This window comes from Lacibacter sediminis, from assembly GCF_014168535.1.
Taxonomy (GTDB): Bacteria; Bacteroidota; Bacteroidia; order Chitinophagales; family Chitinophagaceae; genus Lacibacter; species Lacibacter sediminis.
The window spans coordinates 4,882,755-4,903,653 of sequence record NZ_CP060007.1; the positions used below are offsets into that span (position 1 = coordinate 4,882,755).

Genomic DNA, 20,899 nt, shown 5'->3' on the forward strand with positions numbered 1-20,899 from the left:
ACAAAGGAGAAATTTGTTTGGCTTCGTACAATTGTTCAATAGATCCCTCCTGCGTCGGGATGACAGCAAATTTTCATCGGAGTTCGTCATGTCGGCAAAGGAGACATCCCTGAATAATTTTCAAGCCACATTTCATCTGAGTAATTGCAATATACTCACTAAGTAGAGATGTCTCGTGCCTCGACATGACGGTCGAAGTGTTTAAGTAAATGATGCACGCAAATTATAAATGAGTTATTTCTCCAGCAACACCTTATACAACGCATCCTGAATTTTTCCTCGCACATTCATCGTCAACAATTTTGTATTGGTGCCGCCTTCAGGATGCACACGATTGCTTAAGAAAATATACACGATCTTATTTTCAGGATCGGCCCAAACACCTGTGCCGGTATAACCTGTATGTCCGAATGTAGAAGGCGATACACTCAATGCAGGATAGGGATCTTTTCGTGTAAGATTGTCTTTCTCCGGTTTATCAAAACCCAACCCTCTTCTGCTGGTTTCGCTGCCGTATGCAATAAATTTCTGCACCGTTTCTGGTTTAAAAAATGTTTGCTGTCCAATAGTACCGCCGTTGTTCAACATTTGTAAGATCACTGCCAGTTCATACGCTGTGCTGAACAATCCTGCATGTCCTGCAATACCACCAAACATGGCAGCTCCGGGATCGTGCACATCACCTCTTAATAATTGGCGACGAAACTGCACTTCACGTTCAGTTGGTACAATACGGTTCACAGGCATACGCTGCAACGGCAGAAAACCTGATGACTCCAAATGCAAGGGTTCATAAAATGTCTTGCGTACGTATTCATCGAGTGTCATTCCTGTAAGTTGCTCAACTACTTTTCCCAGAAAAATAAAATCATTATCGCTGTACACATATTTACCATACGGTCCCATTTCACTTTGCAGAATGCGTTGATACATGGTATCACGCCAATCATTCCGCATGTAAAAAGTATCGGCCACACGAATGTTATAATCTTCACTCGGTCCGTTTGTATATAATTGTGCAGAAGGAATGCCGCTGTTTGTATCAATGGTTTCTTTGTAAAAAGGTATCCATGATTTTAAACCGGCCTGATGTAATAAAATATCTTCAATGAGCAGATCCTGTTTATTTGTTCCATTCACCCAGGGAATATAATCGCCCAATCGTTTCTTAAGATCGATCTTTCCTTCTTCATACAACTTCATCACAGAAATAGTAGTTGCACAGATCTTTGTCACCGATGCCATATCAAACACCGATTCCAATGTCATCGGTTCCTGTTGCTCATAGGTATAATAACCGTATGCTTTCTCAAACATGATCTTGCCATCTTTCACCGCCATCACTACACAACCGGGCATTGCTTTTTTCTGAATAGCGTCTGCCACAATCGAATCAACTGTTGCAAATCTTGTTTCGGGCAATAAGTTTCGTTGAAGATCGCCGATGGCAGGCATCATATATTCCAATCCTGTTCCGTATTTGATATTATCGCACACAGTAACGGGCAGTTTACCTGTTGGTCGTTGTTTGCCGATCAATACATCAAAAGCAGCCGCTTGTGTGTGCGCATCATCTTCGTAACAAATCACACTTGTTTTTACATCACAGAAATTCTTCAATGCATAGGGATTACCAAACAGGATCAATGCAGATTGTGGTAATTCAGCTAAACTTTTTGCTAATTGTAATGCGGAAGCACTGATGCCAAAATTATTCTGCGGTCGGCGACTGTAACCATGCATGCCAATTACCACGTGACTGTAATTCTGTTTGATCAATTCAACCAATGACAGAATTCTGCCTGCATCACTTTTATAAGAAAAGAAAAAGATGTCTGCTTTCAATTCATCTTTCATCTTTTGTGTAATTACATTCGCTGCTGTTGTACCAATAGCGATATAAGCGATCTTCTTTTCAGTATTGGTTGCTTTTCCCATAAAAGATAAAGCGGCTGAAGAAAGTGGCAACAGGTTTTGATCGTTCCTCGCCAGTGTTACTGAACGTTGTGCGATAAGTTTACGAATAGCTTCTGTACTGCCGTTAAGATCATTCACCAGGTTATTGGTATCAATTGGTTTTACTTCACCCAAACCATATAAATACTTTGCCATCAGCACACGGTGTACACGACTGTTGAGATCATCCCAACTCAATTTTTTCTTTTTAACAGCAGCTTTAATTTTTTTGATCGCTGCAGGAATATCAGAAGGCAAACACAAGAGATCATTTCCTGCGATCAATGATTGCACACTGGCAGCACCGTCAGGATAAAACTTTTTCACGCCCTGCATTTCCAATGCATCAGTGAACGTAAGGCCTTTATAACCGAGTTCATCACGCAACAACTTTGTTACGTTGTTGTATGATAAGGAGGTTGCCTGATTTTTTGTATTATCAATTGCAGGAATATACAAGTGCCCGATCATAACGCTGCCAACTCCGTTTTCAAAAATTTCACGGAAAGGATAAAGTTCTAATGAATCAAGCTGCTGTTTTGTTTTGTTAATGATCGGCAGATCGTAATGACTGTCTGTTTCTGTATCACCATGTCCGGGAAAATGTTTAGCGCAGGCCATTACACCCATATCTTGCATACCCTTCATCACCTGTACACCAAACAACGCTACTTTGTAACGGTCTTCACCAAAAGAACGATCATTGATCACCGGATTGTTCGGATTATTATTGACATCAACAACAGGCGCAAAGTTTACCTGTATGCCCATGCGTTTGCATTGCTCGCCTAATATCTTTCCATAATCGTATGCAATGGCTGCATCCTGCACAGCACCCAACATTAACTGTCGGGGCAATGATACCACACTATCCAAACGCATACCCAAACCCCACTCTCCATCAATGGTGATCATCAACGGAGTTTTTGCAATGCTTTGATAGAAGTTGGTAAGATTGGCCTGGCGAACAGGACCACCCTGGAAGAAACAAAGTCCACCTACATTGTATTTCTGGATAAGATCAGTTACCTGTTTTACATGCGCCGCTCCAAGATTACTGTGCGCTCGGATGATCATCAATTGAGCGATACGCTGATCGTTATTCAGGGTTTGCATCACACTATCGGCCCAACGCTTTGCCCGTTCCTGTTTTGATTGCGAATAGCTGAGAGAAAAGGCCGCAATGCCCGCCAGTACAAGGATTAATTTTTTCATGTGTCGATTGTTATATTCTTTAGCCACATAGTATAACCATAAAAATTGCCATCTCAGTGTGCAAAATTAGCTTGTCAATTTTTTATGGTTATTTCATGTAAGTTTTCTGCTTTTTTCGATCCGCTTAAAGGTAACGAATTATCCTTCGACGGTTGGTTGAAGTAACGTAAATTTGCCATTTCAAAACACAGAAGCGTACGTGCCGGATATCATTCAATTATTGCCCGATCATATTGCAAACCAGATTGCAGCAGGTGAGGTTATTCAACGCCCTGCCAGTGCCGTAAAGGAATTGCTGGAGAATGCGGTTGATGCGGGTGCAACAGAAATACAACTCATCATTAACGATGCCGGCAAACAACTGTTGCAGGTAATTGATAACGGCGGAGGTATGAGCGAAACCGATGCACGCATGGCCTTTGAACGCCACGCCACTTCCAAGATCAAAGAAATAGAAGATCTCTTCCGTATTAAAACAATGGGTTTTCGTGGTGAAGCGCTTGCTTCTATTGCAGCTGTTGCACAAGTGGAAGTGAAAACCAAACGTGCAGAAGATACAGCCGGCACTTATATTGAAATAGAAAACAGCGTGGTGAAAAAGCAGGAGCCGGTTGCAACGATCAACGGCACCAGCATTGCCATGAAGAATTTATTCTTTAATGTTCCGGCACGCAGGAATTTTTTGAAAAGCAATGCAGCTGAGATGCGTCACATTGTGGATGAGTTCATTCGTGTGAGCATGGCTTATCCTGACATTTTCTTTTCGCTTACAGCAAACGGGCAACAAATGTTTCACCTCGACAGAGGAACGTTGAAACAACGTATTGTGCAGTTGCTCGGCAATCAATACAATGCTAAATTGGTTTCTGTTGAAGAACAAACTGATTACATGAATATCTATGGCTTTATCGGCAAACCCGACACTGCCAAGAAAACGAGAGGTGATCAGTACTTTTTTGTAAACCATCGTTTTATTAAAAGTGCGTATCTCAATCATGCGGTTGCCGGTGCTTTTCAGGAAATGATTGCCACAGACAGTTTCCCAACGTATGTGCTGTTCATTGATCTTGATCCTGCGCAGGTTGACATCAATGTGCATCCAACAAAACAGGAAATAAAATTTGAAGATGAAAAGATCGTGTATGCATTTGTTCAATCGGCCGTGAAGCATGCATTGGCACAGTTCAGCATTACACCGACATTGGATTTTGATCTTGATCCAACCATTCAACATCTCGATGCTGTAAGCAAACCGTTTACGAGTGAACAGAAGTCGCAGGCTTCTTCCTCATCGTTGTACAATACGTTCACACAAAAACATGCAGCACATAAAATTGATCCGCAGCAGAAAAGTGAATTGAAACATTGGCGGGAATTTTATGAACCTGCGAAGACAACAGATGATGGACGACAAACGACAGTTGGAACATCCGCAGATTTTTCAGCAATAAATCAGTCAAAGATTTTTATACCTGAACAGGAATTTTCACAACAGCACAATACTTACATTCTTGCATCAACAGCAAAAGGAATGTTGATCATTCATCAGCAGAATGCACATGAGCGTGTGTTGTATGAACGTTACCTGTCTGCAGCTGATGGCAAACCCATTGCAGCACAACGAAGTTTATTTCCTTCAACCTTACATCTCTCCACTGCTGATGCTGTTTTGTTGGGTGAATTGAGTGATGAACTGAAACAACTCGGTTACCTCATTGAGCCTTTTGGAAAAGATACGTTCGTTATTCAGGGCACACCTGCGGATGTGGAGCAAGGCAATGAAGCAATGGCGATTGAATTATTGCTGGAGCAGTTCAAGCATTACACAAGCGATCTGAAATTTTCCAAGCGTGAAAAGCTGATTCGCTCACTGGCGAAACAACATAGCATTAAAGCCGGTCGTTCACTCACACAAAAAGAAATGAAACAGTTGGTAGAAGATCTGTTCAACTGTGCACAGCCTAATTCAACTTCAAATGGTTTTCCTGTTTACATGGAAATTAAAAAAGATGAGTTGGAGAAACAGTTTGGTCGTTAAAGTTCCAAAGACATGGACATCACCAAAAATAAAGAGCAAACTGTTTAGCAGCTTGCTCTTTATATATGAATCGTATTTCGTTCAACAGTTGTATTAATTCACTTTCTGAAACTTACTGGTACAAACCTGGTCACCAACTTTAACCTCAAGTGTATAATACCCTGGTGCTAATGTTGTAACAGGTAACGTAAACGTATTAACGCCAGGCACTGCATTCAAATAAAACACGGCCTTGCGCATCCCTGTCATATCAATAATAGAAGCAACTACCGGCTTCGCTATTTCAACCTGCACTTTAAACTGGATGTTTGCTATAGCCGGGTTTGGTGTTATTTGTAGATGACATTCTCTTGGCACATAGGTAATATGAACGTAGTTGCAATATTCCTTTACGCAGCCATTTGCTGTTGTTGCACGCAGACAAACTTTATAATAGCCGGTATCCTGGAAAATATAAGTTGGATCGTTGACATTGATCTTAACCGGCGTGGTTGAGTTGCTTCTCCAGATCGTCCAGCTTTGTGATGTAATTGGCTGGTTGCTGACAGCCGTAAACTTCACCGCATTATTATGAGGCGGATTCATTCGTTGCATTTCAAACTTCATCGTTGTTTGCTCACAATTCAAATCACCAATAACAACTTCTTTACAGGTAGTGGAAGCACAGTTATCGGAACGATAAATGGTTAAACAAATTCTGTATGTACCCGGGCGGTCATACTTATGTGTTGCTGTTGCACCTAATGCACCGGTACCGTCACCAAAGGTCCAGATGTATTTTATCACTGAACTATTTGCTTCTGCTTTAAAATACAATGTATGGGGACTTGAGCTTATTCGCTCCATTGTAAACCTGCTGAGCGCTTCACAATTTTCAAGCGGTGGAACAGTTACTTCTTTGCAAACTTCTTTCACACATCCGGCAAAATATTCAATACGTAGACAAACCTTGTATGTGCCGGGTTGCTGGTATTGATGCAATGGACTGAACTCGGTACTGTAAGTACCATCGCCAAAACTCCATTTTACACTCAACGGTGTACTTGCAATTGGAGAAGGGAATGGATTGAATTTTACACCCCGCATTGGATGCGCATTATCAAGAACCCAAGAAAAGCCAGCATCGAAATTGCATTCTCCGATGCGCACTTCTTTGCAAATTTCACGGACGCAGGTGTTGCTGACTGTTACAACAAGACAGACTTTATATACCCCAGGTTTTGTATAAGCATGAGCCGGGTTTGCATCGGTGCTGAATGTGCCATCACCAAAAATCCATTTGTAAGAAACAGATGTCGCTGCAGAATTAAGCAATGATTGATTGATGAAAATGACCTTAAAAGCATTGGAAGAATCTTTTTTCCATTCAAACTTTGCCTGGACCAAATCGCAAAGTGATTGAGGTATGCTGAATTCCTTAACGGCCGAATCATAACACTTAAGCACCGTGTCTTTGATGTAATGCACTACACGGTAATTGCCCGATGCTATATAGGTATGTGTTGGATTGGCGCCGTCTGCCGTCTGTCCATCTCCGAATTTCCAGGAATGAACAACCGGCGTGTTAACCGTAGTTGCAGAATAAAATTTAACCGTATTGCCACTAATAGTAAGTTGGAAAGCGGCTTTGCCTTTGCACGGATTATCCTGGGCTTTGGACGTAAAAACAACCAGTAAGGCAATGAAAGAGTAGATTACCTTTTTCATAATACAACGTTTTGGGTCCGCTTTTTTGGGGGGAAGCAGGCGGATCGGGGTGAACAATCGTACTGCTGTGACGGATTGATCCGGGAAAGGTTTAACCGACCGAAAATAAATTCCAGGTTAATAAAAACAAACAAGCTTTGCTTAGTCAATTCTTAGTCCTTTAATGAACTTCTCAACCGCTCTTCGCACAGAGGCAGCCGAAGTGTTATGATTGTTTACGATCACTGAGAATACCAGCAGGTTATTTTTTTCTGTAAAAAGAAAACCACTCAACGCTAAATGACCTGTAAGTGATCCTGTTTTGGCGAAGATCAATCCTGTTTCATTAACGTAATAATTACGGAGTGTTCCGGTATTGCCGGTTGGTAAAATGGTTTTCAATCGATCCAAACCAAACTCATCTTTCATCTTCATTAATAACCACACAAAATCTTCCGGTGTAAATAAATTGTATCTGCTCAAGCCGCTTCCATCTACCCATTTTGGTTTTTGCGGAAATCCATTCAAATCATTCTTCAGCAAATGAGCAATGAGCTTTTGTTCATCCATTTCACCAAAGAGCTGATTGCTCACCATCATCAGCGTTTGCTCCGCAAAGAAATTATCGCTGCGGTACATGAGTGGTTTGAACATGGAATCAACCGACTGCGAATAAACAATTTCAGGATTTGAAATTTTGAACCCCTCTGCTGTAATGGTTTGATGAAGGGTATCTTTCAATAATTCCAATGCTGCTTCTAATCCATTCGTTACAAATGGCACTTCCAGTTCTTTTTTTAATTCCTTGCCTTCTGTGATCGTGTATTTATTTTCGGTGCGTGGTCGTGTTACATCAAACGCAGTGGTCTTGCCTGTTTTAAACTGTACATCCCAGTTTACTTCAGGGTCTGTAAATACAATGCCGGAAGTATCCATCTTTCCATCCCGTTCTTCTACATTCCGTTGCTGGATCCATTTAATGTAGTTGCCATATACCGGCAGCGGACTACGCTCTGTCATGTAATAACCCAGGTAATCATCCCATGCCCAGCCATAACCAAGTGCTTCGGCTTTCCAGTTACTGTTATTGATGACGATCGGCTTTGTTTGCTTCTTTAAAAAATCAACAACGGGTTGGGTTTTATAATCAACATGCAGCAGTGTAGGATCACCTGTTGGCTGAATGTATAATGTATCGTTCTCTTCTTTGTATTGCAATCCGGGCAATTGTGTTCCGAGATATTTCATGCCCGCATACAAGGTGGGCAGTTTGGTATTGCTCGCCGGCACAAAATATTTATTGCTGTTGTACTGATGCAGATATTTACTGCTCTCTGTATCATAAACAGCAATACCTACAAACGCATTGGTTAAAGCCGAATCATGAATCAGTTGCTGTTGCAGTTTTGCAACCGTTGCCTGCTTTTGCGATGCACAGGAAAGCAATAGCACCGAACCCAGTATCAATTTACCCAGCGTTTTACTGACCAACATCATGCTTGTTTTTATTCTAAATATACAAGTTTCCTTTTCTTTGCTATACGAAGTGATTGCTTCCTGTAAATTTAATGATGTACTTCCTCCGGCTGTTAAAATACTTTAAGGGATTACTTGTGCCCATCAGCTTATTTGTTGTGTTATTGTTCATTGGCACGGCAGGTTATATGATCATTGAATCGTATGACTTACTCGATGCATTTTACATGACCGTCATTACAGTAGGCACTGTGGGTTACCTAGAAGTACAGCCGTTATCTGATGCCGGTCGCATTTTCACCAGTGTCATTATTATCATCAATATCGGTGCGTTTACTTTTTTTGTTACCTACCTCACCCGTTACCTGCTCGACGGGGAATTCATCCGACAATACAAACATTTGAAAATGGATAACGCCATTCATCAGCTCAACAATCATGTTATTGTATGTGGCTTTGGCCGCAACGGCACACAATGTGCACACATCCTGCACGACAACCACATCCCCTTCGTGGTACTGGAAGAGAAAATAGACTTACCTGAATCACTTCCATTTGAAGTAAAACATTTCGTAAAAGGAGATGCAACAACGGATGAGTCATTGCTTCATGCAGGCATAAAGCGTGCCCGTGCTATTATTGCTACGATGCCGGTTGATGCAGATAATCTTTTTATGGTACTTACTGCACGACAGTTGAATCCGAATATAGTTATCATCAGTCGTGCATCGCACGACAGCAGTGTTAACAAGCTTCGTGTTGCAGGTGCAAACAATGTGATCATGCCCGATAAAATCGGTGGTGCACATATGGCAACAATGGTACTCATCCCCGATGTGGCCGAGCTGCTTTCCTTAATGAGCACACGAAATACAACAGAGTTTAAAATTGAAGAGATAATTGCCAACAATTCCATTCAGCTGGGCGAGCTCAATCTCTGGAAAAACTCCGGCTGCACAATTTTGGGTATAAAAAGTAAGGGCAATTACATTCTCAATCCCGGCCCATCTCACAGCATTGCAGAAGGCGAACGACTTATTATCATGGGTAGTGAATACCAGATTCGTAAAGCGAAAGAATTGGTATAGGAAATGACGCTGAAAGAAAAAACATATCAAACCTGTGTTGCATTAGTGCAGCAAAAGATCAATGTACTGCAAAAAAACCTGCACGACTTATCTGATAGTGCCGGCAACGAAACCAAACGCACTGCAGGCGACAAGCATGAAACAGCATTAGCCATGCTGCAGATAGAACAGGAAAATAACAGCCGTCAATTAAAAGAAGTACTTCAACAAAAAGCTGTGCTCGAAAAACTTGATCCGCATCTGCAAACGGAAATGATTGTGCGTGGCAGTCTTGTGCATACCAACAAAGGCTTCTTTTATATCAGTCTTGGTTTAGGCAAACTGAAAGTAAAAGATGAAACTGTTTTCGCTGTTTCACCTGAAGCGCCGCTGGGAAAATTAATGCTGATGAAGAAAGCTGGTGAGGAATTTCAATTCAACAATACATCTTACGAAATTCTTTCTGTAGAATAGTGGCTCACAGATTTCGCAGATAAACACGGATAAGCCAATAAGAAAATCCGTGCAATCTGTGAGCAAACATATCAATCTCTTTCCTGTGCCCTCAACCAACGTTCCGGTATTTCGCTATGGATCGCCAGCTGATAATCGGTAGCACTGCAGGCAATGAATTTATTATTCGGCATCTGCATCCACCACCGGCCGGTCTTATGACTGCGCAGGAACAGCACATCCGCATCATTAATGGTAGTATGGTATTCACTAAACTGGTGACGTTCTTCCAGCGATGCTTCTGTTTTTCCTTTGCTCAGCCCATCAATAAAATACCAGATCATTTGTGCAATCTGGATCGCTGTTAATTCATCCACATCCAGCTTTGCATTGTAACCATAAATACCGAGTGTACTTAATTGGTCACTTAAACCTGCATAGCGGGTGAGTGTACAAATATCCTGTCCGTTCAATCCGTTTGGTGAAGTTCGGTTTGCGGGTGCATACGCATTGGCCATGGCTGCTATATCAATACTAAGCATATCACTGCTGCGGATCACCGGTTCCATTTCTTCCAACACATCTTTCACCACACCTACACGGAAACAATCGAAACGAAGCCGATCCATTGTTTGCAGAATGGTTGGGTGCACATAATAACTCTGGAAGGCCATGTGATTGTAATGACGAATAAAATTCGGTTCACCCGTGAGCATCTCCATCAAAAAGTTTTCACTGCGGATAGGTGTATCATTACTCAAATTGATAAATGCGTCCACACAACTTGCTTCAATAATTTGCTTCCGTTGTACATAGGCACCATACTGAGCAAGCGTAAGATCATGACTGCCGCCAAGGATCAACACTGTTTTCTTTGCATCCACCAATTCTTTGATCACCGCTTTGGCTGCAGCATACGTATCTTTTAATGCGGAGCCCGCCATCACATTACCGATATCAGCAATCTTCACATCGGGGTGCCAGTTGTATAACCGGTATAAATTTTTGCGGATAGCCGTTGGTGCTTCGCCCAGCGAAATGCCATTACCTGTTCCTCTTTCATCGGTAATACCCAGGATCACCAGGTCAATGTCGGTAAGGTCCGGAAACAGGAATGCATAGGTTTGGATGTGCCGGCCCAGTTGCGCCTCATTCAGTTCTTCATCGCCTAACACTGCCGATAGATCAACCGGCTGCAAAAAATCTTCAATCATCTGTGAATCACTCATGTGTTTTCGTTTCGGTGGCAAACATAAGAAAGAAGGTACAAGAAAATCCAAAAACCAAAAGACAAGGTTCAAGGCACAAGAAGGAAAAGCGGCAAGATGTCAAGTAAAATTTATCCTGCTTTATCCATCCCGTAAATCATCCAAATCCTCCCAAATCATGGTTCAGACCTTATCTTTGCGCCATGGAACAGGTGTTACAACAGATTGAAACATTTAAGAAAGAAATTGAAACCTTGCAGATCGACAGCGCCAAGGCGCTGGAAGAGTACCGCATTAAATTTCTTGGCACCAAAGGGTTGGTGAAATCGCTCATGGGCGAAATGAAAAATGTGGCCAACGAACAGAAGAAAGCTTTTGGTCAGAGCATGAACGAATTCAAGCAGTTTGCTGAAGCGAAATACGAAGAATGGAAAGCACTGACCGGTATCGGCACAGATGATACCGCTGCAAAAGTTGATCTCACATTGCCCGGCGATGCAATGCCCATCGGCAGCCGTCACCCCATCAGCCTTATGCGCAACCGCATGGTGAATATTTTCCAGCGGTTAGGTTTTTCTGTTGCTGAAGGACCGGAGATCGATGACGATTTCCACAACTTCACTGCACTGAACTTACCGGAAAATCATCCTGCCCGTGATATGCAGGATACATTTTATATCAGCACCGATCCTGCATGGCTTCTTCGCACACACACCAGCAATGTGCAGATCCATGAAATGCAGAAAGGCAAATTGCCCATCCGCATTATTACACCGGGTCGTGTGTATCGTAACGAAACCATCAGTGCAAGAAGTCATTGCTTCTTTCACCAGATCGAAGGTTTGTATGTGGATGAAAAAGTGAGCTTTGCCGATCTCAAACAAACGCTCTACTTCTTTGTGCAGGAAATGTTTGGTAAAGATGTAAAAGTCCGTTTCCGTCCTTCTTACTTCCCGTTCACCGAGCCGAGTGCCGAAATGGACATCAGTTGTTTGTTGTGTAACGGCGAAGGTTGCAGCGTGTGTAAGAAAACAGGTTGGTTAGAAATTCTTGGTTGCGGCATGGTGCATCCAAAAGTGTTGGAGAACTGCGGCATCGACAGTAACAAATATTCAGGCTTTGCATTTGGTATGGGCATCGAACGTCCTGCATTGCTGAAATATGGTATTAAAGATATTCGCCTGTTTAGTGAAAATGATGTGCGGTTTTTGAAACAGTTTACGGGAGCGGTGTAAAACAGTTCTAAGTTCTGAGTTGTAAGTTTTAGGTTACAAACGCTTGCACTACTATTTAGCTTTGGTTGTGTCACTCACTTGTACGTTTAGCAATTCTATGCAGCAATTGTCTGAACTGTGATGTGTGAGATTTGTGGGATGAATGAGAAAATGCAATTTCTTACAATAACACAAGTGTGCTTTTAATTTCAGTTTAGATAATATCCCATCAATCCTAATCATCCAACAAATCCCGGTTCAGACAATGGTTCAGACAATTTGCGTTTGCGGTGCAGGAACAATGGGCAGTGGTATTGCACAGGCTTCTGCGCAAAGCGGTATTTATACCTTGCTGTTCGATTTGAACACAGAAGTGCTACAAAAAGCAGAAGCCTCCATCAATAACAATCTGGAATCATTAGTACAGAAACAAAAAATAACGGAGGAACAGCGGAGGAGCATCAGCGGTAATCTTCAATTCATCAACGACATCAATGGTTGTATTGCTGATGTGATCATTGAAGCCATCGTTGAAAAACCGGAAGCGAAAATTGCCTTGTTCAATCAACTTGCAGAGATCAATCATGGTGATACCATTTTCGCCAGCAACACATCATCCCTTTCTATTTCGTTGTTACAAAAATCAATCAACAAACCACAACGGGTGGCCGGCCTGCATTTTTTTAATCCTGCAACTATCATGAAGTTGGTAGAAGTTGTGCATGGAGAACAAACCAAGGAAGAAGTAATTGAACAGCTGGTTGCATTAACAAAACAGATGAATAAAGTACCGGTGATCTGTAAAGATTCGCCCGGCTTTATTGTGAACCGTGTTGCACGGCCTTATTACATCGAGGCATTTCGATTAGTGGAAGAAGGCGTTGCTGATTTTGCAACCGTTGATGCATTGATGGAAGCAAGTGGTTTTAAAATGGGCCCGTTCAAACTCATGGATCTTATCGGCAACGACATTAACTATGCTGTTAGCTGCAGTGTATACGAGCAACTCGGTCAACCCGAACGTTTAAAACCATCATCAATACAAAAAGAAAAAGTAGAATCAAATAAGCTCGGTCGCAAAACCGGGGAAGGCTACTATAAATATTGAAGCCCCCTAACCCCCTAAAGGGGGAATGTAATAACAATCTTCTTCATTTGTGCTAATATTGAACTGTTGAACAATCATTAAATGGATAATCATTCGGATCATAATAACTCCCCTTCAGGGGTTGGGGGCATCTTCGTTACCGGCGGCGCAGGTTTAGTTGGCTCGGCTTTATTGAAACAGTTGTTGCAGGAAAAGCAGGGACCTGTTAAAGCATTGTACCGTACGTCGATGCCGTTGTTGTTAAGTGAAGAAGAAAAACAACAGATCGAATGGATCAAAGGTGATGTACTCGATGTAAATCTGCTCAGCGATATTATGCAAGACTGCAAACAGGTGTACCACAGTGCCGCAGTTGTATCGTACCACAGCAGCCGAAGAGAGCAGATGTACAAGATCAATATTGAAGGCACGGCCAATATGGTAAACATGGCGCTGGAGAATAATATTGACAAGTTCATTCATGTAAGTTCGGTTGCAGCTGTCGGTCGTTTGCGCCAAGGTGAACTCATCAACGAAAAAACAGAATGGACCGAAGAGACGAATAACTCACACTACGGCAAAACAAAATATTTATCGGAGATGGAAGTATGGCGTGGCATCGGCGAAGGTTTGAATGCCGCCATCGTTAATCCATCGGTGATACTCGGCGAATCGAATTGGGAAAACGGTTCGGTTGCTATTTTCAAAAAAATGTATGACCAGTTTCCCTGGTACAGCGAAGGTGGTACCGGCTTTGTTGATGCAAAAGATGTAGCTGCGGTGATGATCCGTTTAATGAACAGCGATATTTCTGCTGAACGTTTCTTGTTAAGTGCCGAACATTTAAGCTTTCGTGAACTATTCACCAAAATTGCAGATGGATTTGGTGTTCGTGCACCACAACGTTTAGCAAAACCCTGGATGGGTGATCTCGTTTGGCGCCTGGAAGCACTTAAAGCCATGGTCAGCAATAAAGAACCTTTGCTCACACGGGAAACGGCCAGCACAGCACAGGTGAAAACTTTTTACGATGCATCAAAAGTGAAACAGATGCTACCCGGTTTCAGCTTCACACCTATTGATGAAACGGTGAAGCGTACCTGTAATTGGTTAAAAGAATTTTATCGTTTGTAATCATTAACCGTCTTCAGGGCTTTTAGCTGCTAATGGGGCTCCACGATTTCCTCACATCAACCGTTTGCAGTATAGAGGCATAAAAAACTTGGTTTATCTTCATCATGATTGCTGCCACGTGCAGTTGTGTGCCTGATTTAAACCAACTATTTTCAAAACCAACTAGCTGCACATGTCTATTTCCAAGCCCCATTTAAGTTTTTGGCAGATCATTAATATGAATGTTGGTTTCTTCGGCATTCAGTACAGTTTTGGTTTGCAGCAAAGTGCAGTGAATCCCATTTACGATTTCCTGGGCGCCAAGCCCGACGAAATTCCCTGGCTTAATTTAGCGGGACCACTCACCGGTTTAATTATTCAACCCATTATTGGTGCCTTGAGCGATAAAACATGGAGTCCACGTTTTGGCCGACGTACCCCTTATTTTTTTATTGGTGCCATGATCTGCAGTGTGGCGTTGTTTTTATTTCCGTTCAGCAGTGCGTTGTGGATGGCAGCCGGTTTGCTCTGGATACTTGATGCCGGCAATAACACAGCCATGGAACCTTATCGTGCATTTATTGCTGATAAACTAGATGCATCACAACAACCAACCGGTTTCCAGGCACAAAGCTTTTTTACAGGGTTCGGTCAAACGTTAGCAAATGTTTCACTATTCATTTTTCCGTTGATCTTTATTGGTAAAACAGGCAAGCTTCCTACCTGGGTATTTGCATCTTTTTTTCTTGGTGCGATTTGCTCCATTGGTTCTATCTGGTGGAGCATACGCACTACACCAGAAATCCCACCAAGTGAAGAAGAGTTGAATACACTCAATGAAAAGAACAAAGGCATGCCGCATCCTGCTATTCAATTTTTTCTTTCGATCATCACGACAGTAATTGCTTACATCATCATTGCCTTCCTACTCATTCCTTCGTTATTTGTAAAAGGTTTGCTGCGGCGTGTATTGAAATATGCAGAAGAACATCCAACATTGAAAATTCTCTTTGCGCAGAATATTGAAATTGTAGATGCCATTACGCAAATGCCGAAAGTTATGTGGCAACTGGCATTGGTGTATCTATTTCAGTGGTATGCGTTGTTTTGTTATTGGCAAAACTCATCCAAGAGCATTGCCTTATCGGTTTGGAATACCACCCCTGAACAGAATCCTGAGTTGTATGAAAAAGCAGTTGGCTGGACAGGTCTCGTAAATGGTTGGTATAATATTGTTACGTTCTTATGTGCATTCGGCCTGGTGTACTTCGCAAAAAAATATTCGCCTAAGCTGGTGCATTTTGGATGTTTAATACTGGCAGGTGTTGGTTTGTTATTCTTCCCTTTTATTGAAAATAAATATTTGCTGTTTCCTGCGATCACCGGGTTTGGTATTGGCTGGGCAAGTATGATGGGTATTCCTTATCTCATTGTGGTAAGTAAAATCCCAAAGGAGCGTTATGGTGTGTATATGGGTGTTATCAATATGATGATCGTAATTCCGATGTTTATTCAAACAACCACGTTTGGTTACATACTAAAGAATTTTCTGAATAACGATCCGGGTAATGCTGTTGCATTCGCAGGTGTATTTCTTGTGATTGCAGCATTGCTTACGTTATTTATAAAATCAGATAAGCCAACAGATGATGTTGTATTGATGGGCGGTGGCGGTCATTAATGAACATTAAAACATGTATATGAAGAGAGCCGGTTTCTATATTGTTTTGATCTGCCTACTTTCTTTATCGTGTACGAATGAAGAAACAAAAGAAGAGCAATCAACTGATCTCAGCACCAAACGTACATGGTGGAAAGAAGCTGTTGTTTATCAAATTTATCCCCGCAGTTTTAAAGACAGTGATGGTGACGGTATCGGTGATCTCAAAGGCATCATCTCTAAACTGGATTATATTAAATCACTCGGTATTGATGCGGTGTGGTTAAATCCCGTTTATGAATCGCCTAATAAAGACAATGGTTATGATATCAGCGATTATCAAAACATCATGAAGCAGTTTGGTACGATGAATGATTTTGATGTACTGTTGAAAGGTTTTCATGATCGTGGCATTAAAGTGATGATGGATCTTGTGCTCAACCATTGCAGCAACGAACATAAATGGTTTAAAGAAGCAAGCAAATCACGCAGCAGTCCATACTATCATTATTTTCACTGGTGGCCTGCGGAAAAAGGTGAACCGCCTTACCGTTTCAGCATCTTCGATGAGAAAGGTTATGGCTGGGAGTTCAACAAACCCACCAACTCCTACTACCTGCATTACTTTGGCGATTTTCAACCCGATCTCAATTGGGAAAATCCTGCGTTACGTCAAGAGATCTATACCATGATGAAGTATTGGGCGAAGAAGGGTGTGGATGGCTTTCGTATGGATGCATTTGCTTTCATATCAAAAGATACCACCTGGCCCGCACTTCCTGCAGAATACAATGGTAACTGGACATTGTATTATGCAAGCGGTCCGCATTTGCATGAGTACATCCAGGAAATGAATAAGGAAGTATTAACTCCTTATAAACTTGTTACCGTTGCAGAAGCAATGGGCGATGTGCCACGTGTAAAACTGTTTGTTGATGAAGACCGTAACGAACTGAACATGGCGTACAACTTTGAAGCAATTGATTTTGGTTACTTACCCAATGAATACAAAATGCCTGACCCCAATGGATGGGATCTTGTGAAATGGAAAGGCATCTACAAAAAATGGGATAGTGCATTTACAGAAAAAGGATGGGGTACCATGTATCTCGGCAATCACGATCAGCCACGCATGGTTACACGTTGGGGAAACGATGCACCTGAGTTCAGAGAGTTATCATCGAAAATGCTCACCACGTTTATCCTGAGTATGCGTACAACTCCTTATTATTATTTTGGTGATGAGATCGGCATGAGTAATATCAAGTTCGACAAAGTAGAAGATTACAATGATGTGGAACTGCACACCAACTATGCGCAGGTAAAAGCAAAAAGCGGCGACATGAAACGGTTTCTTGAAGGCATGAAAATTTCTTCACGTGATAACGGACGCACACCCATGCAATGGGATACAACAACGGGAGCTGGTTTTACAACAGGCATGCCGTGGCTGAAAATAAATCCCAACTACAACACAGTGAATGTTGCTGCTGCAGAAAAAGATGCAAACAGTTGTCTGAATTATTTCCGTAAGATGATCAAGCTGCGGAAAGATAATGAAACACTTATTTACGGAGCATTTACATTGGTTGATGCTGACAATCCCGATGTATTTGCTTTTACAAGAGAATTGAAAGGAAAGAAATTTTTAGTGTTACTCAATTTCAGAAATAAAGAGGTGAGTGTAAAAACCGGAATTGATGTAAGGAAAGCTGAAGTACTGATCAATAATTATACAACAGCTCCAGTTGCAGATAAACTGCGGCCTTATGAAGCGGTCATATTTAAATTATAAGAAATGAAAATTCTTTGCATAGGTGAAGCGTTAATTGATATGATCTGTACCGATAAAGGTTCGTCTTTATCACAGGGAGAGCATTTCCTGAAAAAACCCGGCGGCGCACCTACGAATGTAGCTGCAGCTATTGCTGCATTGGGCGGTGAGGTTGATCTTTCAGCAAAAGTTGGAGCCGATCCGTTCGGTGATCACTTGATACAGGTCATGAAAGAGTTTGGAGTAAGTACGAATCACATGTTGCAGGATGCAAACAGCTTTACCACATTTGCATTTGTATCACTCATGCACAATGGCGAACGTGATTTTTATTTCAATCGTGGTGCCGATGGTCAGTTGAGTGAAGATGATGTAGAGAAGATCGATCTTGCTGATTATTCCATTGTGCATTTCGGATCAGCAACTGGTTTTTTGCAAGGTCCGCTACACATGGCTTACCTCAATCTGCTATCCCGTTCTTTACAGCAAGGTTGTTTTGTAAGTTTTGATCCCAACTACCGGCATTTATTATTCAGAGATAATACAGAATCATTCATTCTTCAGTCCTGGCATTTCTTACGGCATTGTCATTTCTTTAAAGTGAGCGATGAAGAAGCAATCATGTTATCACGAAAACAAACGGTGGAAGAATCTGCTGCTTACTTTCTCGAAAATACAACTGCTGTGTTTGCTATTACACTTGGCAAAGATGGCACCATGCTGGGTATACGCAATCAAACAGTGATCATTCCAAGTATCGCTGTTCAGCCTGTTGATACAACAGGTGCAGGCGATGCATTTACAGGTGCAGTGTTATATCAACTTCGGAATTACAGTTTACAACAGATCAATATGCTTACGGCAGATGATTGGAAAACCATCATCAGCAATGCTAATAAAGCGGGTGCACGCACCTGTGAGTATCTCGGCGCTATGGAAGCATTTAAACATTTAAGTAACGATATTTTCAATTAAGGTTATGTACACGTTCGGAGTTCATGAACATATCAATGCGCTGCTCAAAGAACATCAGATAGATGTGGGAGGAAAAGACAATCCGTTTTATACAAGGTTTCTTGCAGACACTTCCGCCATCTTTGAATTATACCTGCAACTGTATGAGCATTATCCGGCAACTGAAACATTGTTTGATGAGTTGATCACAACGATCATCAAAGCATATAAACAACGACCGGAAGTTTTAAAGCAACGTGATATACAAAAGCTGGAACAGGAACATTGGTTCCTCAGTAATAAGATCAACGGCATGAGTTTGTATGTCGACCGTTTTTGCGGCAACATTAAAACGCTTGAGACAAAACTTGATTATTTCGAAAATCTCGGCGTTAACTTTCTTCACCTGATGCCCGTATTTGAAAGTCCGGCCAATGAAAGTGACGGCGGTTATGCTGTTTCCAATTTCAGAAAAGTAGATGAGCGCTTTGGTTCACTTGAAGATCTCCTGAACTTACAGGAAGAAATGCGTAAACGCAACATGTACCTGATGATCGATATTGTGCTCAATCATACTTCACATAAACATGAATGGGCATTGAAAGCAAAAGCAGGCGAAAAAAAATACCAGGATTATTTTTATTTCTACCAGGACAGGAGTTTGCCTGATCAATATGATAAAACAATGCCGGAGATCTTTCCTGAAAGTTCACCCGGCAGTTTTACTTACATAGAAGAATGCAATAAATGGGTGATGACAGTGTTTCACAATTACCAATGGGATCTGAATTACACAAATCCTGTTGTGTTTATTGAAATGCTTGATAACATTTTCTTTTATGCAAATCTTGGTGTAGATATTTTGCGAATTGATGCCCCTGCATTTATCTGGAAACAATTGGGCACTACCTGTCAGAATTTACCGCAGGCACATACCTTGTTACGTTTAATTAAACAATGTGTGCAGGTAGCATCGCCGGGTATGGCATTGTTGGGTGAAGCCATCGTTGCACCAAAAGAGATCATGAAATATTTTGGTACTGATAACTATACGGCACGTGAGTGTGATTTTGCCTACAATGCTACGCATATGGCATTGCAGTGGGATATGCTGGCAACAGGTGATACCAAAGTAATGCTGGCTGCACAGCACGAACTTCTGCAAAAACCTTATGGCACATCCTGGATCACTTACACCCGTTGCCATGATGATATTGGTTTGGGTTATGATGATAATATGATCGAGCAGGCAGGCTATAATTCCTATGCACATCGAAAATACCTGAAAGAATATTACTCAGGAGTTCACGAAGGTTCACCTGCAGTTGGTGCTTTGTTTTCGAGTAATCCAAAAACAGGTGATGCACGCATCAGCGGATCATTAGCTTCCTTATGCGGATTAGAGAAAGCGTTGAATGCGAAGGACCAGGCAGCGATCGATCTTTCTATCCAGAAAATAGTGATGATGCAGGCGCACAGTTTCTTTCTTGGTGGTGTGCCGATGTTATTCTATGGCGATGAAGTTGGCTATACAAATGACTATTCTTATTTGCAGGATGAAGGAAAGAGTTATGATAACCGATGGATGCATCGGCCGGTCATTGACTGGACTAAAAATAAAAAAGCTGAACAGAAAGGAACAGTTGAAGAAATTGTTTTCAGCGCAACAAAAAAGTTACTATCAATAAGAGGTCAATTGTCTGTTGTAGCAGACCGCAGTAATCTCATCTGGCTGACGCCACATAATGTTCATGTAGCAGGTTACATCCGGCAAACAGATGAGCAACGCTTGTTCTGTGTATTTAACTTCAGCAATGCAGCAGCCTATTTAACCTGGTATGCATTTAAAGAGAAAGGAAACCCTCCAACATCACTGGTTGATCATTGGAGTGGGAAAATTTATGAAGTGGGGCAGGATCATGAATTTTTGGTGCTGCCGCCTTATGGATTTGCGTTGCTGGAAGGTTGATCATTAAGCTTTCCTGATTAAATAGTGTA

14 protein-coding genes are annotated in these 20,899 nt (G+C 41.8%); 10 read left to right on the top strand and 4 right to left on the bottom strand.

The genetic code is table 11. The annotated features are described in order from the left end of the window. Positions 1 to 234: 234 nt before the first annotated feature. A complete protein-coding gene (locus H4075_RS20710; protein WP_182802715.1) occupies positions 235 to 3,171 on the bottom strand; it encodes a glycoside hydrolase family 3 N-terminal domain-containing protein in 2,937 nt (978 codons plus the stop codon). Positions 3,172 to 3,370: 199 nt separating this feature from the next. Here H4075_RS20710 and mutL point away from each other — a divergent pair, with 199 nt between their 5' ends. Continuing rightward, positions 3,371 to 5,209 (top strand): DNA mismatch repair endonuclease MutL, encoded by a 1,839-nt coding sequence (gene mutL, locus H4075_RS20715; RefSeq protein ID WP_182802716.1) that lies wholly within the window; start codon positions 3,371 to 3,373, stop codon positions 5,207 to 5,209. 93 nt (positions 5,210 to 5,302) lie between these two features. Here the strand turns inward: mutL and H4075_RS20720 are convergent, their stop codons facing one another. Next, on the bottom strand, positions 5,303 to 6,916 hold the full coding sequence (locus H4075_RS20720) for a PKD domain-containing protein (protein ID WP_182802717.1): 1,614 nt from the start codon (positions 6,914 to 6,916) through the stop codon (positions 5,303 to 5,305). Between the two features lie 141 nt (positions 6,917 to 7,057). Then, positions 7,058 to 8,392, bottom strand: coding sequence for a D-alanyl-D-alanine carboxypeptidase/D-alanyl-D-alanine-endopeptidase (locus tag H4075_RS20725; protein ID WP_182802718.1), 1,335 nt, complete (start codon positions 8,390 to 8,392; stop codon positions 7,058 to 7,060). Positions 8,393 to 8,463: 71 nt separating this feature from the next. Between H4075_RS20725 and H4075_RS20730 the strand changes: the two genes are divergently transcribed. Together H4075_RS20730 and H4075_RS20735 are read left to right on the top strand one after the other, a co-directional pair. Next, positions 8,464 to 9,459: a potassium channel family protein gene (locus H4075_RS20730; protein ID WP_182802719.1), complete on the top strand. Its 996-nt coding sequence runs from the start codon at positions 8,464 to 8,466 to the stop codon at positions 9,457 to 9,459. Positions 9,460 to 9,462: 3 nt separating this feature from the next. Further along, complete coding sequence (locus H4075_RS20735; RefSeq protein ID WP_182802720.1) at positions 9,463 to 9,912, top strand: hypothetical protein; 450 nt, start codon at positions 9,463 to 9,465, stop codon at positions 9,910 to 9,912. Between the two features lie 71 nt (positions 9,913 to 9,983). Here the strand turns inward: H4075_RS20735 and H4075_RS20740 are convergent, their stop codons facing one another. Continuing rightward, positions 9,984 to 11,120 (bottom strand): arginase family protein, encoded by a 1,137-nt coding sequence (locus tag H4075_RS20740; protein WP_182802721.1) that lies wholly within the window; start codon positions 11,118 to 11,120, stop codon positions 9,984 to 9,986. A 182-nt stretch (positions 11,121 to 11,302) separates the two neighbouring features. Here H4075_RS20740 and pheS point away from each other — a divergent pair, with 182 nt between their 5' ends. The 7 genes from pheS (at position 11,303) to H4075_RS20775 (ending at position 20,870) form a co-directional block, all read left to right on the top strand. After that, the gene (pheS, locus tag H4075_RS20745) at positions 11,303 to 12,334 is read left to right on the top strand and encodes a phenylalanine--tRNA ligase subunit alpha (RefSeq protein ID WP_182802722.1); all 1,032 of its coding nucleotides are present in this window, start codon (positions 11,303 to 11,305) and stop codon (positions 12,332 to 12,334) included. Between the two features lie 244 nt (positions 12,335 to 12,578). Further along, the gene (locus H4075_RS20750) at positions 12,579 to 13,421 is read left to right on the top strand and encodes a 3-hydroxyacyl-CoA dehydrogenase family protein (protein ID WP_182802723.1); all 843 of its coding nucleotides are present in this window, start codon (positions 12,579 to 12,581) and stop codon (positions 13,419 to 13,421) included. Positions 13,422 to 13,502: 81 nt separating this feature from the next. Continuing rightward, entirely contained in the window at positions 13,503 to 14,534 is a 1,032-nt protein-coding gene (locus tag H4075_RS20755; RefSeq protein WP_182802724.1) for an NAD-dependent epimerase/dehydratase family protein, read from the top strand. Positions 14,535 to 14,706: 172 nt separating this feature from the next. Then, entirely contained in the window at positions 14,707 to 16,194 is a 1,488-nt protein-coding gene (locus H4075_RS20760; protein WP_182802725.1) for an MFS transporter, read from the top strand. A gap of 19 nt (positions 16,195 to 16,213) precedes the next feature. Further along, positions 16,214 to 17,968, top strand: coding sequence for a glycoside hydrolase family 13 protein (locus H4075_RS20765; protein ID WP_220494813.1), 1,755 nt, complete (start codon positions 16,214 to 16,216; stop codon positions 17,966 to 17,968). 3 nt (positions 17,969 to 17,971) lie between these two features. Then, on the top strand, positions 17,972 to 18,922 hold the full coding sequence (locus tag H4075_RS20770) for a carbohydrate kinase family protein (protein WP_182802727.1): 951 nt from the start codon (positions 17,972 to 17,974) through the stop codon (positions 18,920 to 18,922). 4 nt (positions 18,923 to 18,926) lie between these two features. Beyond that, the gene (locus H4075_RS20775; RefSeq protein ID WP_182802728.1) at positions 18,927 to 20,870 is read left to right on the top strand and encodes an alpha-amylase family glycosyl hydrolase; all 1,944 of its coding nucleotides are present in this window, start codon (positions 18,927 to 18,929) and stop codon (positions 20,868 to 20,870) included. The last annotated feature ends 29 nt before the right edge of the window (positions 20,871 to 20,899 follow it).

Coding starts and splice junctions, on each gene's coding strand:
- H4075_RS20775 (WP_182802728.1), top strand. CDS start 18,927: ATGTACACGTTCGGAGTTCATGAACATATCAATGCGCTGCTCAAAGAA.
- H4075_RS20725 (WP_182802718.1), bottom strand. CDS start 8,392: ATGATGTTGGTCAGTAAAACGCTGGGTAAATTGATACTGGGTTCGGTG.
- pheS (WP_182802722.1), top strand. CDS start 11,303: ATGGAACAGGTGTTACAACAGATTGAAACATTTAAGAAAGAAATTGAA.
- H4075_RS20760 (WP_182802725.1), top strand. CDS start 14,707: ATGTCTATTTCCAAGCCCCATTTAAGTTTTTGGCAGATCATTAATATG.
- H4075_RS20755 (WP_182802724.1), top strand. CDS start 13,503: ATGGATAATCATTCGGATCATAATAACTCCCCTTCAGGGGTTGGGGGC.
- H4075_RS20750 (WP_182802723.1), top strand. CDS start 12,579: ATGGTTCAGACAATTTGCGTTTGCGGTGCAGGAACAATGGGCAGTGGT.
- H4075_RS20770 (WP_182802727.1), top strand. CDS start 17,972: ATGAAAATTCTTTGCATAGGTGAAGCGTTAATTGATATGATCTGTACC.
- H4075_RS20730 (WP_182802719.1), top strand. CDS start 8,464: ATGATGTACTTCCTCCGGCTGTTAAAATACTTTAAGGGATTACTTGTG.
- H4075_RS20740 (WP_182802721.1), bottom strand. CDS start 11,120: ATGAGTGATTCACAGATGATTGAAGATTTTTTGCAGCCGGTTGATCTA.
- H4075_RS20710 (WP_182802715.1), bottom strand. CDS start 3,171: ATGAAAAAATTAATCCTTGTACTGGCGGGCATTGCGGCCTTTTCTCTC.
- H4075_RS20720 (WP_182802717.1), bottom strand. CDS start 6,916: ATGAAAAAGGTAATCTACTCTTTCATTGCCTTACTGGTTGTTTTTACG.
- H4075_RS20735 (WP_182802720.1), top strand. CDS start 9,463: ATGACGCTGAAAGAAAAAACATATCAAACCTGTGTTGCATTAGTGCAG.
- H4075_RS20765 (WP_220494813.1), top strand. CDS start 16,214: ATGAAGAGAGCCGGTTTCTATATTGTTTTGATCTGCCTACTTTCTTTA.